This window comes from Pseudomonas sp. NPDC088429 (genome assembly GCF_044753305.1).
GTDB lineage: Bacteria > Pseudomonadota > Gammaproteobacteria > Pseudomonadales > Pseudomonadaceae > Aquipseudomonas > Aquipseudomonas rustica.
The window spans coordinates 45,995-60,975 of sequence record NZ_JBIVMX010000027.1; the positions used below are offsets into that span (position 1 = coordinate 45,995).

Annotated in this window: 12 protein-coding genes and 1 pseudogene; 3 read left to right on the plus strand and 10 right to left on the minus strand. The window is 59.7% G+C overall.

Annotation, left to right across the window (positions count from 1 at the left end; all coding sequences use genetic code 11):
* Positions 1 to 201: 201 nt before the first annotated feature.
* The 3 genes from ACIP66_RS15520 (at position 202) to ACIP66_RS15530 (ending at position 2,069) form a co-directional block, all read left to right on the plus strand.
* Entirely contained in the window at positions 202 to 477 is a 276-nt protein-coding gene (locus ACIP66_RS15520) for a polyhydroxyalkanoic acid system family protein (protein WP_038360037.1), read from the plus strand.
* Positions 478 to 682: 205 nt separating this feature from the next.
* A complete protein-coding gene (locus ACIP66_RS15525; protein WP_008080629.1) occupies positions 683 to 1,105 on the plus strand; it encodes a phasin family protein in 423 nt (140 codons plus the stop codon).
* A gap of 10 nt (positions 1,106 to 1,115) precedes the next feature.
* Positions 1,116 to 2,069, plus strand: coding sequence for a phasin family protein (locus tag ACIP66_RS15530; RefSeq protein WP_212549931.1), 954 nt, complete (start codon positions 1,116 to 1,118; stop codon positions 2,067 to 2,069).
* A gap of 146 nt (positions 2,070 to 2,215) precedes the next feature.
* On the opposite strand, the gene ACIP66_RS15535 is transcribed toward ACIP66_RS15530, so the two are convergent.
* The 10 genes and pseudogenes from ACIP66_RS15535 to ACIP66_RS15580 form a co-directional block, all read right to left on the minus strand.
* Complete coding sequence (locus tag ACIP66_RS15535; protein ID WP_008080633.1) at positions 2,216 to 2,836, minus strand: TetR/AcrR family transcriptional regulator; 621 nt, start codon at positions 2,834 to 2,836, stop codon at positions 2,216 to 2,218.
* Between the two features lie 30 nt (positions 2,837 to 2,866).
* Positions 2,867 to 4,549: a class II poly(R)-hydroxyalkanoic acid synthase gene (phaC, locus tag ACIP66_RS15540; protein ID WP_400649025.1), complete on the minus strand. Its 1,683-nt coding sequence runs from the start codon at positions 4,547 to 4,549 to the stop codon at positions 2,867 to 2,869.
* Positions 4,550 to 4,687: 138 nt separating this feature from the next.
* Positions 4,688 to 5,542, minus strand: a complete 855-nt coding sequence (gene phaZ, locus ACIP66_RS15545) for a poly(3-hydroxyalkanoate) depolymerase (protein WP_007909378.1) — start codon at positions 5,540 to 5,542, stop codon at positions 4,688 to 4,690.
* 143 nt (positions 5,543 to 5,685) lie between these two features.
* Complete coding sequence (gene phaC / locus ACIP66_RS15550) at positions 5,686 to 7,365, minus strand: class II poly(R)-hydroxyalkanoic acid synthase (RefSeq protein WP_159811616.1); 1,680 nt, start codon at positions 7,363 to 7,365, stop codon at positions 5,686 to 5,688.
* Between the two features lie 258 nt (positions 7,366 to 7,623).
* Positions 7,624 to 8,001 carry a gamma-butyrobetaine hydroxylase-like domain-containing protein gene (locus ACIP66_RS15555; protein WP_053116638.1) on the minus strand — a complete coding sequence of 126 codons (378 nt, stop codon included), beginning with the start codon at positions 7,999 to 8,001 and terminating at the stop codon, positions 7,624 to 7,626.
* 125 nt (positions 8,002 to 8,126) lie between these two features.
* A pseudogene (gene hslU, locus ACIP66_RS15560) lies at positions 8,127 to 9,155 on the minus strand (HslU--HslV peptidase ATPase subunit); the annotation flags it as partial.
* Between the two features lie 4 nt (positions 9,156 to 9,159).
* Complete coding sequence (hslV, locus tag ACIP66_RS15565; protein WP_016984593.1) at positions 9,160 to 9,690, minus strand: ATP-dependent protease subunit HslV; 531 nt, start codon at positions 9,688 to 9,690, stop codon at positions 9,160 to 9,162.
* A 232-nt stretch (positions 9,691 to 9,922) separates the two neighbouring features.
* Entirely contained in the window at positions 9,923 to 10,627 is a 705-nt protein-coding gene (locus ACIP66_RS15570) for an SPOR domain-containing protein (protein ID WP_159811618.1), read from the minus strand.
* 1 nt (position 10,628) lies between these two features.
* Complete coding sequence (argS, locus tag ACIP66_RS15575) at positions 10,629 to 12,365, minus strand: arginine--tRNA ligase (RefSeq protein WP_053116641.1); 1,737 nt, start codon at positions 12,363 to 12,365, stop codon at positions 10,629 to 10,631.
* A 213-nt stretch (positions 12,366 to 12,578) separates the two neighbouring features.
* Positions 12,579 to 14,798, minus strand: a complete 2,220-nt coding sequence (locus ACIP66_RS15580; RefSeq protein ID WP_053116642.1) for a primosomal protein N' — start codon at positions 14,796 to 14,798, stop codon at positions 12,579 to 12,581.
* Between the last annotated feature and the right edge of the window lie 183 nt (positions 14,799 to 14,981).

A 14,981-nucleotide genomic window follows, 5' to 3' on the forward strand; every position in this document is an offset into this window, starting at 1 on the left:
TGTACGGCATCGCTTCCTTTGCGCTGATCAGTCATATCGCTGTCACCAAAAGAGAATGCGCGACATTCTAATCCCCAAGCCATGCTTTGTCTTGGAATGGCTAAAGGTAAGATGGGCAACCTTCGGGACGATTTGCCGCAGCGGCGGTCAAGATTTACCGACACACATTTTTCGCCCCATTCAAAAAGCAGGAGTCAATCAATGGCCAAAATCACTGTTGAGCGTGCCCACAACCTGGGTAAGGAAGCCGCCCGCGAGAAGGCCGACAAGCTGGCGCAAAAACTCTCCGATCAATATGGCCTGGAGCCGCAGTGGTCGGGCGACACCCTGAACCTCAAACGCTCGGGCGTGAAAGGCGCGGTGCATGTGGCGGACGATTCGATCAAGGTCGACGTCGAGCTGGGCCTGATGATGTCGGCCATGAGCGGCATGATCAAAGCCGAAATCGAAAAAGCCCTCGATAAAGCCCTGGTCTGAACATCAAAAGATCGCAGCCTTCGGCAGCTCCTACAGGGGAATGTGTACCCCTGTAGGAGCTGCCGAAGGCTGCGATCTTTTCATTCAGGCACCACCGATTCATGTCAGTTGTTAGGGTGCCGTTTCTAATTTTTCTACCTACTTTGTGCCTGAGCCCGACACTTTCGCGGGCAGTTCCTCAAACCTTCTGCGCGTGAGGTGCACCATGGCCAAAGTAATTTTGAAGAAAAAAATCGACGCTTCGACAACCGCTCTGAGCGACGTCAAATCCTATGCCCGCAAGATCTGGCTGGCAGGCCTGGGTGCCTACGCCAAGGTCGGCCAAGAGGGCAGCGACTACTTTCAAGAGCTGATCAAAGCTGGTCAAACTGTTGAAAAGAAAGGCAAAAAAGCCGTCACCGAAAAACTCGAAGCGGCCAACGCCGAGATCGATGAAGCGAAGGGCGAAGTGAGTTCTTTCAAAGGTCGCGTCGAAGTTCAGCTCGACAAGGTCGAGAAGGCGTTCGACTCCCGTGTCGCAAGCGCCTTGAATCGTATCGGCATTCCGTCTAAACATGACGTTGAGACACTCTCTGCTAAGCTCGATGAGCTGACGGCATTGCTCGAACGCGTCGCGCGTAAATCTTAAGGAGAACGGGATGGCTGGTAAAAAGAACACCGATAAAGAAGGCAGCTCGTGGATCGGGAAAGTCGAAGACTACTCCCGCAAAATCTGGCTGGCTGGTTTAGGCGTGTACTCGAAGATCGACACTGACGGCAGCAAGCTCTTCGATACATTGGTCAAAGACGGCGAGAAAGCCGAGAAGCTCACCAAGTCTGCAGTCGGCAAAAAAGTCGATGCCGCCAAGGATTCCGCTTCGTCGGCCAAGTCGCGCATCAGCGGCGTGAAAGATCGCGCACTGGGCAAGTGGGACGAGCTGGAAGGGGCTTTCGACAAGCGCCTGAACAGCGCGATTTCGCGCCTGGGCGTACCGAGCCGCAATGAAGTCAAAGCGCTCAACAGCAAGGTCGACACACTGACCAAGCAGATCGAAAAACTCACCGGTCTGAAAGCTCAGCCTGTGGCGGCGAAAACGGCTGCGGCAAAACCCGCTGCTAAAACGGCAGCGGCCAAACCTGCTGCTAAAACCGCGGCCAAGCCACTGGTAAAAGCCGCGGCTAAACCTGCCGCAAAAGCAGCGGCCAAGCCGGCAGCGAAAGCTAAGGCCGCCGCTAAACCGGCTGCAAAAACTGCCGCCGCCAAGCCTGCCGCTAAAGCAGCTGCCAAACCGGTTGCCGCTAAGGCCGCTGCGAAACCAGCCGCTAAACCTGCGACAAAAGCAGCAGCCAAACCGGCCGCCAAGCCAGCAGCGAAAACCGCTGCCGCTAAACCGGCTGCCAAGCCTGCGGCCAAACCGGCAGCAGCGAAAAAACCCGCAGTGAAAAAACCGGCCGCGCCGAAAGCCGCAGCGCCGAAGCCAGCAGCACCTGCTGCAGCCAAACCTGCCACCCCGGCAGCTCCGGTAAGCGCGTCGAACTCCGCCGCCGCACCGACTCCAGTGGCAACCCCGACTGCTGCATCGACCCCGTCGACGCCAACCAGTCAGTCCTGATTTTTTCAGGGCAAAACAAAACGCCCGGCCTGTGAAGGTCGGGCGTTTTTGTTTGAAGATCAAAAGATCGCAGCCTTCGGCAGCTCCTACAGAGGTACACATTCCCCTGTAGGAGCTGCCGAAGGCTGCGATCTTTTGATTCTGGGTTACTCGTGGTCTTCAAGGTACTGCAGGGCCATCCGTTCGGTGGCGACCTTCACCGGCGGCAGCAGGTGCGGTGCCACCAACATCATGATCTGATAAACCACCAAACGAACTTCGCCCTCACGATCCAGAATCCGCTGATAATCCAGCGAAAACAGCAGCGTCATGGTGATCTGCTCCACCAACTGCCCCAACGCCTGGGTATCACTGACCAACTGCCCCGCCGCCTTCAACCGCGCCAGCAACGAAGCCAGCGTGCGCTTCAGCGCGTTGAGCAGATGACGTATCCCCTTGGCCAGTTTCGGCAACCGTCCGGCCAGGTTCGACAAGTCCTGAAACAGAAACCGATACTGCGCCAGCCGCTCAACGATCAAATGCAAAAACAGCCAGTAATCCTCCGGTGCCAGTTCCACATCCGACGGCGGATCAAGCAGTGGCGCCAGTTCATTCTGGAAGCGTTCGAACAGCCCGAGAATCAGCGGTTCCTTGCCGTGGAAGTGGTAGTAGAGGTTGCCCGGGCTGATGCCCATTTCGTTGGCAACTTCCATGGTGGAGACGTTCGGCTCGCCCTTTTCGTTGAACAGTTGCAAAGCACATTCGAGAATCCGGTCGCGGGTTTTCATCCAGTCTTCTTAGAAAAGTTCGGTTAAGCGTCAGCGCACGCGCACGTAGGTACCGGGCGCTGCCTCCATCGGTGGATAATTCGGGTTGCCGAGGGTGAACGAGGTTTCGTGCTGGGCGCCGGAGCGTTGCTGTATCCATTCCAGCCACTGCGGCCACCAACTACCGTCGACGTGTTTGGCGTCGTAGTACCAGGCGCGCGGGTCGCTGCTCATCTTGGCGTTCTCGACGTATGCGGCTTTCGGGTTGCTCGGCGGGTTGAGAATGCTCTGCACATGGCCGCTGTTGGACAGCACAAAGCGTCGGTCACCACCGAGCAGCAAGGTCGAGCGATACACCGCATCCCACGGCGTGATGTGGTCATTCATGCCGGCGACGCTGAAGCTGTCGACGGTGACTTTCTGCAAATCGATCGGCGTGCCGCACACCTCAAGTCCGCCTGGATGGGTGAGCGGGTTGTGCTTGAAGAAGTCCAGCAAGTCACCGTGAAACGCGGCGGGCAGGCGCGTGTTGTCGTTGTTCCAGTAGAGAATGTCGAAGGCCGGCGGCTCTTTGCCCAACAGGTAGTTGTTGACGAAGTAGCTCCAGATCAAATCGTTGGGCCGCATCCACGCGAAGACTTTGGCCATGTCGCGGCCATCAAGCACGCCCTTTTGATACGAGCGACGCTTGGCCGCTTCGAGGGTTTGTTCATCGGCAAACAGCGTGGCCGAGGTTTCGATTTCGCTGTCGAGCAGGCTGACCAGATAGGTCGCACTGGAGACCCGGCGCAGCTGCCGCTTGGCCTGCAAATGTCCTTGCAGGGCGGCGATGGTCAGTCCGCCAGCGCAAGCGCCCATCAGGTTGACCTCGCGGGCGCCGGTGATCGCCCGGCAAATATTCATCGCCTCTTCCACGGCTTCGACGTAAGTCGACAGGCCCCATTCGCGATGGCGCACGTCAGGGTTGCGCCAACTGATCATAAAGGTCTGCAAACCGTTTTTCAGCGCGTACTGGACGAAGCTGTTTTGCGGGCTGAGGTCGAAAATGTAGTACTTGTTGATCTGCGGCGGCACCACCAATAGCGGCTTGGCGTACTGCTTTTCGCTCATCGGTTTGTACTGGATCAGCTCAAGCATCTCGTTGCGATACACCACCGAGCCGGTAGTGGTCGCGACGGTTTTGCCGACTTCAAAAGCCTGCTTGGTCACTTGCCGTGGCAAGCCGTCGTTGTGCAATAAGTCATCGAACAAATGACTGAGGCCGCGCACCAGACTGTGGCCGCCGGAGTTGAACAGCTCCTTCACTGCCAGCGGATTGAGCAAGGTGTTCGATGGCGCCACGGCGTCGTTGAGCAAAGTGAAGGCGAAGTGCGCGCGGGCGCGGTCTTCCGGGTTCATGTCGCTTTCGTCGATCCAGCTTTTGACCTGTTTCTGCCAGGCCAGATACGCCTGCAGGCTACGCCGGTAAAACGGATTGAGGCTCCACGCCGGGTCAGCGAAACGGCTGTCGTTCGGATTGCTCGGGTGCAGGGTTTCACCGAGCAGGACGCGGCCCAACTGGCCGCCGAGCTTCAAGGCGTGTTTCGCGCTGTGCACCGGGTTACGCAAACCGTGCGCGGCCACGCTGCGCAGGGTCGAGAGCAAGTCGCGACCGCGCAATCCGGTGATCGCACTCTGTGCGTTGATGAACACGGCGGGGCTGGGCACCACGCCCGTCGCTGGTTTGTCGCGCATGACTCAACACTCCTTCGTCTTCAGGCCAAAAACACACTCACCGAACCAGAACACCATAGACGCTGTTACGGGTTGCTGCTTGCGTGGCGTCCTGCCACGAATTGCGGGTAAAGCCCTGCATAAAGCCTGCCGCTGACCTTAGCCGCCGAGCGGTGTCGGGTGCGGGTGCATCACCGCGCGCTGCCGTTCCTCCTGGAGGAATTTCATGATGATCGGCGCCACGGCTTCGGCGCGGGTGATCAGGAACAGGTGGCCGTCATCGATGATGTGCAGCTGCGCGTTGGGAATCCGCCAGGCGAGCATGCGCATGTTGATCAGCGGGATCAGCGGATCGTCGTCGCCGGCCAGCACCAGCGTCGGCTGATGGATCTTGTGCAGCCAGTGAATGCTCGTCCAGCCGAGGCCTGCGAACAGTTGCCAGTAGTAACCGAGCTTGCCCGCCGAACGCACTTTCGCTGCGTGGCTGGCGGCCAGGGTCGGGTCGCGACGGAACGAGCCGCCATAGATCAGCGGTGCGATGCGAATCACGTGCGAGGGCTGAATGTAGCGCCGTGGACTGGCCATCATCCACAACACTTTCGGTTTGCCCGGCACCATCACCGCACCGGCAGCGGTCGCCGCCAGCACCAGTTTCTTGCAGCGCTCGGGGTAGTCGTAGGCGAATTGCTGCGCGAGCGCACCGCCCCACGACACGCCGATGACGTTGACCTGCCCGTAGTCGAGGTAATCGAGCATCCGCGCCGTCAGTTTGGCCAGACCGGGAAAACGGTACGGCCGATTAGGCGTCGAAGAGCCGCCGACACCGGGGACGTCGAAAGCGATCACTTCCAGATCCGGATCCAGCGCCGCGACAAACGGAAACACCAGCTCCAGGTTGGCGCCGATGCCGTTGAAAATCAGCAAGGGCGTCAAGTGAGGCTTGCCGGGGCGTACCGCCGTGCGGAGGGTCTGCCCATCCAGATCGACGGTACGGAATATGAACGGTTGCGGCATGCGTCAGGCCCTGTGGATTTAAATTCACCACACCCCATGTAGGAGCTGCCGAAGGCTGCGATCTTTTGATCTTGTTTTTTAAAAATCAAAAATCAAAAGATCGCAGCCTTCGGCAGCTCCTACAGGGGGAGGGGTGGTGTCAGTTACCGCTCGTGTACGTATGTGCCCGGCGAAGCTTCGCCCGCCGGATGTGCCTTGTTGCCCAGTTTCAGCGGGGCCTTTTTCAGGTTGCCCGAGCGTTCGGCCTGCCAGGCCTGCCAGTGCAGCCACCAGGAATCGGTGTGCTTGGTCGAGTTCTCTTGCCAGTCATCGGCATTCGCGGCCATTTCTTCGCCGGTCATGTAGCGCGATTTCGGGTTACCCGGCGGGTTCAGAATGCTCTGGATATGCCCGCTGCTCGACAGCACGAACTCCACCTTGCCACCGAACAATTGCGCCGACTTGTAGCAGGACTTCCACGGTGTGATGTGGTCGTTGGTGCCGGCCAGCGAGAAGATATCGGCGGTGACCTGCTTGAGGTCGATCGGCGTGCCGCACACTTCCAGTGCATTCGGGCGGATCAGTGGGTTGTTTTTGAACATCTCGATCAGGTCGCCGTGGAACGCCGCCGGCAACCGGGTGGTGTCGTTGTTCCAGAACAGGATGTCGAACACCGGCGGCTCGTTGCCGAGCAGGTAGTTGTTGACCCAGTAGTTCCAGATCAGGTCGTTCGGGCGCATCCACGCAAAGACCTTGGCCATGTCTTTACCTTCGAGCACGCCGGCCTGATACGAATGGCGCTTGGCGGTCTCCAGGGTCTGCTCGTCGACAAACAGGGCGACGTCGCTGTCCAGCGTCGTGTCGAGCACGCTCACCAGTAGCGTGAGGGAGTTGACCTTCTTCTCGCCGATCGCCGCGTAGTGGCCGAGCAGGGCGGTGCAGGTGATGCCGCCGGAGCAGGCGCCGAGCATGTTGATGTCTTTGCTGCCGGTAATTGCGGTGACCACGTCGACCGCTTCTTTCAGTGCATCGATGTACGTCGACAGGCCCCACTCGCGCTGCGCCTTGGTCGGGTTGCGCCAGCTGACGATGAACGTCTGCACGTTATTACGCAGGCAGAAGCGCGCCAGACTTTTGTCCGGGCTCAAATCGAATACGTAGAACTTGTTGATCTGTGGCGGTACCACCAGCAATGGACGTTCGTGGACTTGCTCTGTGATCGGCTTGTACTGGATCAGCTCCAGCACGTCGTTGCGAAACACCACCGCGCCTTCGGTGACGCCGAGGCTCTTGCCGACCTCGAATGCGCCCATGTTGACCTGGCTCGGCATGCCGCCGTTGTGTACCAGATCCTTGGCCAGATGCGAGAGGCCGTCGAGCAGGCTCTTGCCACCGGTTTCGAAGAAACGTTTGACCGCTGCGGGGTTGGCCGCCGAGTTGGTCGGGGCCATGGCTTCGGTCATCAGGTTGATGACGAAGTGGCCGCGCGCGATGTCTTTCGGTGAGAGGTTGCTGTCATCAATCCAGGAGTGGAGTTCCTTGCGCCACGCCAGATAGGTTTGCAGATAACGTTTGTAGAGCGGGTTCTGGCTCCACGCAGGATCGGCAAAACGACGGTCATCGCCGGCCGGTTGCAGTTCGGATTTGCCGAACAACACGTTCTTCAGCTCAAGGCCGAAATGGGTCACGTGCTTGACGCTATGGATCGGTTGTTTGATGGCCTGTTTCAGCACCATACGAGCAGAGGCGAGCAGATCCTTTCCACGTAGCCCAACGACAGGATTAAGCCCCAAGGTGTTTTCCGAGGCTTGGTACTTCAAGTCATCGTTATTCTTGTTACTCATCTACGACGCTCCATTGTCCTGAGACGAGTACCCGGTTTTCTGCTGTGCAGTTCCACAGCCAATGCCAGGTACTACTGCTCGGGTGACCGTTAATTCTGCATAGCTGTTTTACAGTCGTAGTGCACTGCAGGGAACTTGCCAGCTCCATTGGTTACCCGAGTTTAATTTTTTTCGCAAGCGGGCCGATCCTCGGCCTCACAGCGGAGCATTCAAACAGATGAAGTTAGAAAATGCCCTCTAAAGAGCGCGAGGCTCGGACTAGAGCATCAGCTTGACGATCGACTCGTCGGGATCGCGGGTTTTTCCGGCAGCTTTGAGCTCGGCGAGATAATCGGCCCAGAGTGCGTCAAATCGTCGCCCCAGCTCGTAGAGGTATTCCCAGGTGAACAGACCACTGTCGTGACCGTCGTCGAAGGTCAGTTTCAGTGCGTACTGACCGGCCGGTTCTACTTTGCTCAGACCGACGTGAATCTTGCCGAATTGCAGAATCGGATTGCCGTGGCCTTGAACCTCGGCGGAGGGAGAGTGCACGCGCAGAAATTCGGCGGGCAGGGTGTATTCCTCGCCGGACGCGTATTTGAGCGTCAGGGTTTTCGAGGCTTTGTGCAGTTTGATGTCGGTAGGAATAGTAGTCATTGCAGGTCATCCGACTAGAGGAACACCCTGTAGGAGCTGCCGAAGGCTGCGATCTGTTGATCTTGTCTGTTAAAAATCAAAATCAAAAGATCGCAGCCTGCGGCAGCTCCTACAGGGAAGGTGACCTACAGGATATAACGGGACAGGTCTTCATTCTCCGCCAATTCGCCGAGGTGGCTGTTGACGTATTCGGCGTTGATCAGAATCGGCTTCTCATCGTGGGTGCTGGCCATGTCGCCGGCGCTGAACGACACCTCTTCGAGCAGACGCTCGAGCAGGGTGTGCAGGCGACGGGCACCGATGTTCTCGGTTTTCTCGTTGACCTGCCAGGCGATCTCGGCGATGCGCTTGATGCCTTCTGGCTGGAACTGAATGTTCAAACCTTCGGTTTTCAGCAGTGCGCAGTATTGCTCGGTGAGCGAAGCGTGCGGTTCGCTGAGGATGCGTTCGAAGTCCGACGGGCTCAGCGCCTTCAGTTCAACGCGGATCGGCAGACGACCTTGCAGCTCAGGCACCAGATCGCTCGGCTTGCTCAGGTGGAAAGCACCGGACGCGATGAACAGGATGTGGTCGGTTTTGACCATGCCCAGTTTGGTGTTGACGGTGCAGCCTTCGATCAGCGGCAGCAAGTCGCGCTGTACGCCTTCACGGGAGACGTCGGCGCCGCCGACATTGCCACGCTTGGCGACTTTGTCGATTTCGTCGATGAACACGATGCCGTGCTGCTCAACCGCTTCCAGCGCTTTGGCTTTCAGCTCTTCTTCGTTGACCAGACGCCCGGCTTCTTCGTCACGCACCAGCTTCAGCGCTTCTTTGACCTTGAGCTTGCGCGACTTCTTCTTGCCCTTGCCCATGTTGGCGAACAACGACTGCAACTGGTTGGTCATTTCTTCCATGCCCGGTGGCGCGGAGATATCGACGCCGGCCACTTCGGCGACTTCGATTTCGATCTCTTTGTCATCCAGCTGACCTTCGCGCAGGCGCTTGCGGAACAGTTGACGGGTGTTGGAATCGGAACTTGGCGCTTCTTCATTGCTGAAGCCCATGCGTGCCGGCGGCAGCAGCGCGTCGAGGATACGATCCTCGGCAGCGTCTTCGGCGCGGTGGCGAACGCGGGTCATTTCCTGCTCACGGAGCAACTTGAGCGCCGCGTCAGGCTTATTCAGCGAGATCCTGCTCCTCAATGGTCTGAGTGTGGTTGGTGAATACACAGATGTCGCCGGCGATACCGAGGGCGGTTTCGACGATTTCGCGAGCCGACAGGTCGGTCTTTTTCAGCAGGGCGCTGGCCGCAGCCTGCGCGTAGCCGCCGCCGGAACCCATGGCGATCAGGCCGTCTTCGGGTTCGACCACGTCACCGTTGCCGGTGATGATCAGGGAAGCGTCTTTGTTGGCAACCGCGAGCATCGCTTCGAGGCGGCTCAGGGAGCGGTCGGTGCGCCATTCTTTGGCGAGTTCGACCGCGGCGCGCACCAGGTGGCCCTGATGTTTTTCAAGCTGGCCTTCGAAACGTTCGAAGAGGGTAAAGGCGTCGGCGGTGGCACCGGCAAAACCGGCGATGACCTGGCCGTGGTACAGGCGACGAACTTTTTTCGCGTTGCCTTTCATCACGGTATTGCCGAGAGAAACCTGGCCGTCGCCGCCCATGACGACTTTGCCGTGACGGCGGACTGAAACGATGGTGGTCAAGGGAAGAGTCTCCACACAGCGGGGCGAAAGTGCCTTATGCCCATTCATATGGGGGTGCTGGAGAGGATTTCAACCTTAGTGCCGGAGAAGGGACGAGCGGTGACCAACTGTAGGAGCTGCCGAAGGCTGCGATCTTTTGATCCTGATCTGAAAGCAAAATCAAAAGATCGCAGCCTTCGGCAGCTCCTACAGGAGGTTTGCCTCGCCTGTGGGAGCGGTTTTCTACGGAGGGTCAGCGGCTCTGGCGTTGTTGTAACAACAGATTGCTAAAACCGCTGCCCGCCAGCTGTTTCTGCGCTGTGGTCAGTTGTTCGCGGTTGCTGAACGGACCGACCAGCACGCGGTACCAGGTTTCATCTTTCACCGTGCCCGATTCAACCGCGACCGCTTGGCCGAGCAGAATGATCTGCGCACGCACTTTGTCCGCGTCCGCCTCTTTGCGGAACGAACCGGCCTGGAGGAAGAACTTGGTCACGGGCGCCGCTTTCACCGGTGGTGCCGGTGGCGGGGTGATCCCGGCCAGCGCCGCCTGAGCACGCGCAGTGTCGATTTTCGCCGCTTCCGCCGGGGTCACCGGAGTGGTCGGCACTTGTGGCGTCGGCAGGGTTTTCTCCGGCACGGCGTCGGGCGGCACGATCACTTCCGATTCCGGCAGCAGGGTGTAGAAGTCGTACTTCGGCTTCACAGGCTGGGTCGGGCTCGGCGGGGTCTTGTTGGCCTCGGCGATCTTCGACGCTTTCTGCTGTTGCGCTTGCTCGACTTTCTCACGCTTGACCGTGTCGCTGCCCTTGCCCGGCTCCAGCTTCATCAGAAACACGATGAACGCGCCGACCGTCAGGCCGATGGCCATCCACAGCCAACCCGGAATCGGTTGCTTCGCAGGAGCTTGGTAACGGCTGGCGCCACGCTTGGGTGCAGGTTTTTTCTTGGCAGCCAACTTACATACGCTCCAGAGTTTCCAGACCCAACAGCTCCAGGCCTTGCTTGAGGGTGCGACCGGTCAGCGCGGCCAGACGCAGACGGCTCTGCATCTGGGCCGGCGTTTCGGCGGCGAGGATCGGGCAGTTCTCGTAGAAGCTGGAGAACAGACCGGCAACGTCATACAGATAAGTGCAGAGAATGTGCGGCGTGCCTTTGTCGGACACGTTGTTCAGCACTTCGCCGAACTGCGCCAGTTTCGCCGCCAGCTCGAGTTCGTGCTCGGCTTCGAGAACGATCTGGCCGTCGACTTCGCTGAAATCCTTGCCCAGTTTACGGAACACACCGGCGACGCGGGTGTAAGCGTAAAGCAGGTATGGCGCGGTGTTGCCTTCAAAGTTCAGCATCAGGTCGAAGTTGAAGCTGTAGTCGCTGGTGCGGTGCTTCGACAGGTCGGCGTATTTCACCGCGCCGATGCCGACGACTTTGGCGATGTTGCGCAGTTCGTCCTCGGCCAGTGTCGGGTTCTTCTCTTTAACCAGGTTGTAGGCACGTTCCTGCGCTTCGGTCAGCAGGTCGATCAGCTTCACGGTGCCGCCGTCACGGGTCTTGAACGGACGGCCATCGGCGCCGTTCATGGTGCCGAAGCCCATGTGTTCCATCTCCATCGGATGGGTCACAAAACCGGCCTTGCGCGCCACCGCGAAGACTTGCTGGAAGTGCAGGGCCTGACGCTGATCGACGAAGTACAGCGCGCGATCGGCTTTCAGTTTGCCGCTGCGGTAGCGCACGGCCGCCAGGTCAGTGGTGGCATACAGGTAACCGCCGTCAGCCTTGACGATGATCACCGGCAGCGGGTCGCCATCGGCATTTTTGAATTCGTCGAGGAACACGCACTGGGCGCCGTTGCTCTCGACCAGCATGCCAGCGGCTTTCAAGTCGTTGACTACGTTGATCAGGTCGTCGTTGTAGGCGCTTTCGCCCATCACGTCGGCCATGGTCAGTTTGACGTTGAGCAGTTCGTAGATCTTCTGGCAGTGCGACAGCGAGATGTCCTTGAACTTCGTCCACAGCGCCAGGCAATCAGCATCGCCGGCCTGCAGCTTGACCACCAGGCCACGGGCGCGGTCGGCGAATTCTTCGGATTCATCGAAACGTTGTTTGGCGGCGCGGTAGAAGTTTTCCAGATCCGACAGCTCGTCGCTGGTGATCGGGTTTTCCTGCAGATACGCCATCAGCATGCCGAACTGGGTGCCCCAGTCGCCGACGTGGTTCTGACGGATCACTTCGTCGCCGAGGAATTCGAGGACGCGGGCCACGCCGTCGCCAATGATGGTCGAACGCAAGTGGCCGACGTGCATCTCTTTGGCCAGGTTCGGTGCCGACAGGTCGACCACGGTGCGTTGCGCCGGGCCGGCCTTGCGTACGCCAACGTGGGCATCGGCGAGCGCGGCGTCGAGACGAGAAGCCAGCGCCTGGGTGTTCTGGAAGAAGTTGATGAAGCCCGGGCCAGCGATTTCGGCTTTGGTGACGTTCTCGTCAGCCGGCAGCGCGGCGATGATTTTTTCCGCCAGATCGCGCGGCTTCATGCCCGCAGGCTTGGCCAGCATCATCGCGATGTTGCTGGCGAAATCGCCGTGGGTCTTGTCACGGGCGTTCTCCACCTGAATCGCCGGCGACAGGCCTTCAGGCAACACACCTTCGTTGACGAGTTGGGTGAGGGCTTGTTGGATCAGCTGGCGAATGGTGTCTTTCATGGTCTTCTCTTTCGACCGCAAGCGCGGCGGCGCATCGATGCGCGGGTGGAAAAACTGGGCATTATCCGTTGCGAAGACGGGCTTGCCAACCTTAGCAGGCAGGATGTGGATATGTGGTGACATTAAAAGCAAAAGATCGCAGCCTGCGGCAGCTCCTACACGGGGATCTGGGTTTTCCTGTAGGAGCTGCCGAAGGCTGCGATCTTTTGATCTTCAATACAAATCGACAGGATCGACATCCAAGGACCAACGCACCGCCCGCCCGCTCGGCATCTGCTCCAGCGCCAACAGCCAACTGGTCAACAATCGGTGCAATGGCGCCCGCGCCGACGCCTGCAACAACAGCTGCGCACGATAACGCCCGGCCCGTCGCTCCATCGGCGCCGGCACCGGCCCGAGCAATTCAATCCCGCTCAGATTCTGCTCCGCCAGCAAGCGCTCCGCCTCGCTGCACGCCTCATCGAGAAACCCTTCCGCCTGCCCCGGTTTGTGCGCCTCAGCGCGCAACAGTGCCAAATGCGCAAACGGCGGCAGTCCGGCCGCACGCCGTTCGCTCAAAGCCTGTTCGGCAAAGGCGAAATAACCCTGCTCGGTGAGTTGCACCAATAAAGGATGGTCGGCCAGATGCGTTTGAATAATCACCTTGCCCGGCTCTTCCGCTCGCCCGGCGCGCCCGGCCACCTGCACAATCAACTGCGCCATGCGCTCGCTGGCGCGGAAGTCGCCGGAGAACAGCCCGCCGTCGGCATCTAGAATCGACACCAGCGTCACCCGTGGAAAGTGGTGACCCTTGGCGAGCATCTGCGTGCCGACCAAAATGCACGGCTGGCCCTTCTGAATCGTCGCGAACAGCTGATTCATCGCGTCCTTGCGCGAGGTGCTGTCGCGGTCGACGCGCAGCACCGGATAGTCGGGAAACAGAATCGCCAGCCGTTCCTCGGCGCGCTCGGTGCCGGCGCCCACCGGACGCAAATCGACCTTGTTGCACTTCGGACACTGGCGCGGCGTGCGCTCGACGTAGCCGCAATGGTGGCAGCGCAACTCGCCATAACGCTGATGCACGGTCATCCGTGCATCACAACGCGAACACTCGGACATCCAGCCGCAATCGTGGCACAGCAACGTCGGCGCGAAACCGCGACGGTTGAGGAACACCAGCACCTGCTGGCCATTGGCGAGGGTCTGGCCGATGGCTTGTTGCATCGGCCCGGAAATCCCGCTGTCGAGTGGACGGCTTTTTACATCCAGGCGTAGGAAACGTGGCTGCTTGGCGCCACCGGCACGCTCATTCAGGCGTAGGAGGCCGTAACGACCGGTGTAGGCGTTGTGCAGGCTTTCCAGCGAAGGCGTGGCGGAGCCGAGCACGATCGGGATGTTTTCCTGCCGCGCACGCACCAAGGCCAGATCACGGGCGTGGTAGCGCAAACCTTCCTGCTGTTTATAAGAGCCGTCGTGCTCCTCGTCGATGATGATCAGGCCGGGATTTTTCATCGGCGTGAATAGCGCCGAACGGGTGCCGATAATAATGTCGGCCTCGCCATCACGGGCGGCGAGCCAGGCTTCGAGGCGCTCGCGATCATTGACCGCCGAGTGCAACAGGGCGATGCGCGCGTTGAAACGTTGCTCGAAACGCGCGAGGGTCTGCGGGCCGAGGTTGATCTCCGGGATCAACACCAGTGCCTGCTTGCCGGCTTCGAGGGTTTCGCGGATCAACTGCAGATAAACTTCAGTCTTGCCGCTGCCGGTGACGCCGGCCAGCAGAAAGGCATGATAACTGTCGAAGCCGGCGCGGATCGCCTCATACGCGGCGCGTTGCTCGCTGTTCAGCGGCAGCTCCGGTTGCGCCAGCCAATGTTCATGGCGCAAGCCCGGTGCGTGACGGCGGATCTCGACTTGCACCAGACCTTTGGCCAGCAGCAGGTCGAGGCTGTCTTTGCTCAGCATCAGTTTGCTCAGCAACTGATGGGCGACGCCGTGCGGGTGCTGGGCCAATGTGGCGAGCGCTTCACGCTGACGCGGCGCGCGGGCGATACGCGGATCATCAAGGCTGGCACCGGGGGCGGCTGACCAGAAGCGCTCCTGACGCGCCTCTGCCAGTTCGCCCTGACGCAACAGCACCGGCAGCGCCCAGCTCAAGGTGTCGCCGAGGCTGTGCTGATAATACTGCGACGTCCACAGGCACAGCTTGAACAGCGCTGGCGGCAGTGGCGGCGTCGTGTCGAGCAGGGCCAGCGCCGGTTTGAGTTTCTCCACCGGCACTTCGCTGGTGTCAGTGACCTCGACCAGAATCCCGATCATTTCGCGTCGACCGAACGGCACGCGCAAACGCATGCCCGGCTGCAATTGCTCGCGCAGCACGCCGGCCGGCGCTCGATAATCGAACAGGCGGCGCAGGGGCGAAGGCAAAGCGAGGCGCAGAATGGCGTCGGGCACGCGGGGGGATCTCTATCAACAGACGATTAAAGGACTGGCTGCATAACCTGTGGGAGCGAGCCTGCTCGCGAAGGCGGAGTGTCAGGCGACAAAAATGCTGGCTGATGGATCGTCTTCGCGAGCAGGCTCGCTCCCACAGGGTCGGGAGCCTAGCAGACGGTCGGTCTCGGTGACAGCTTGCGT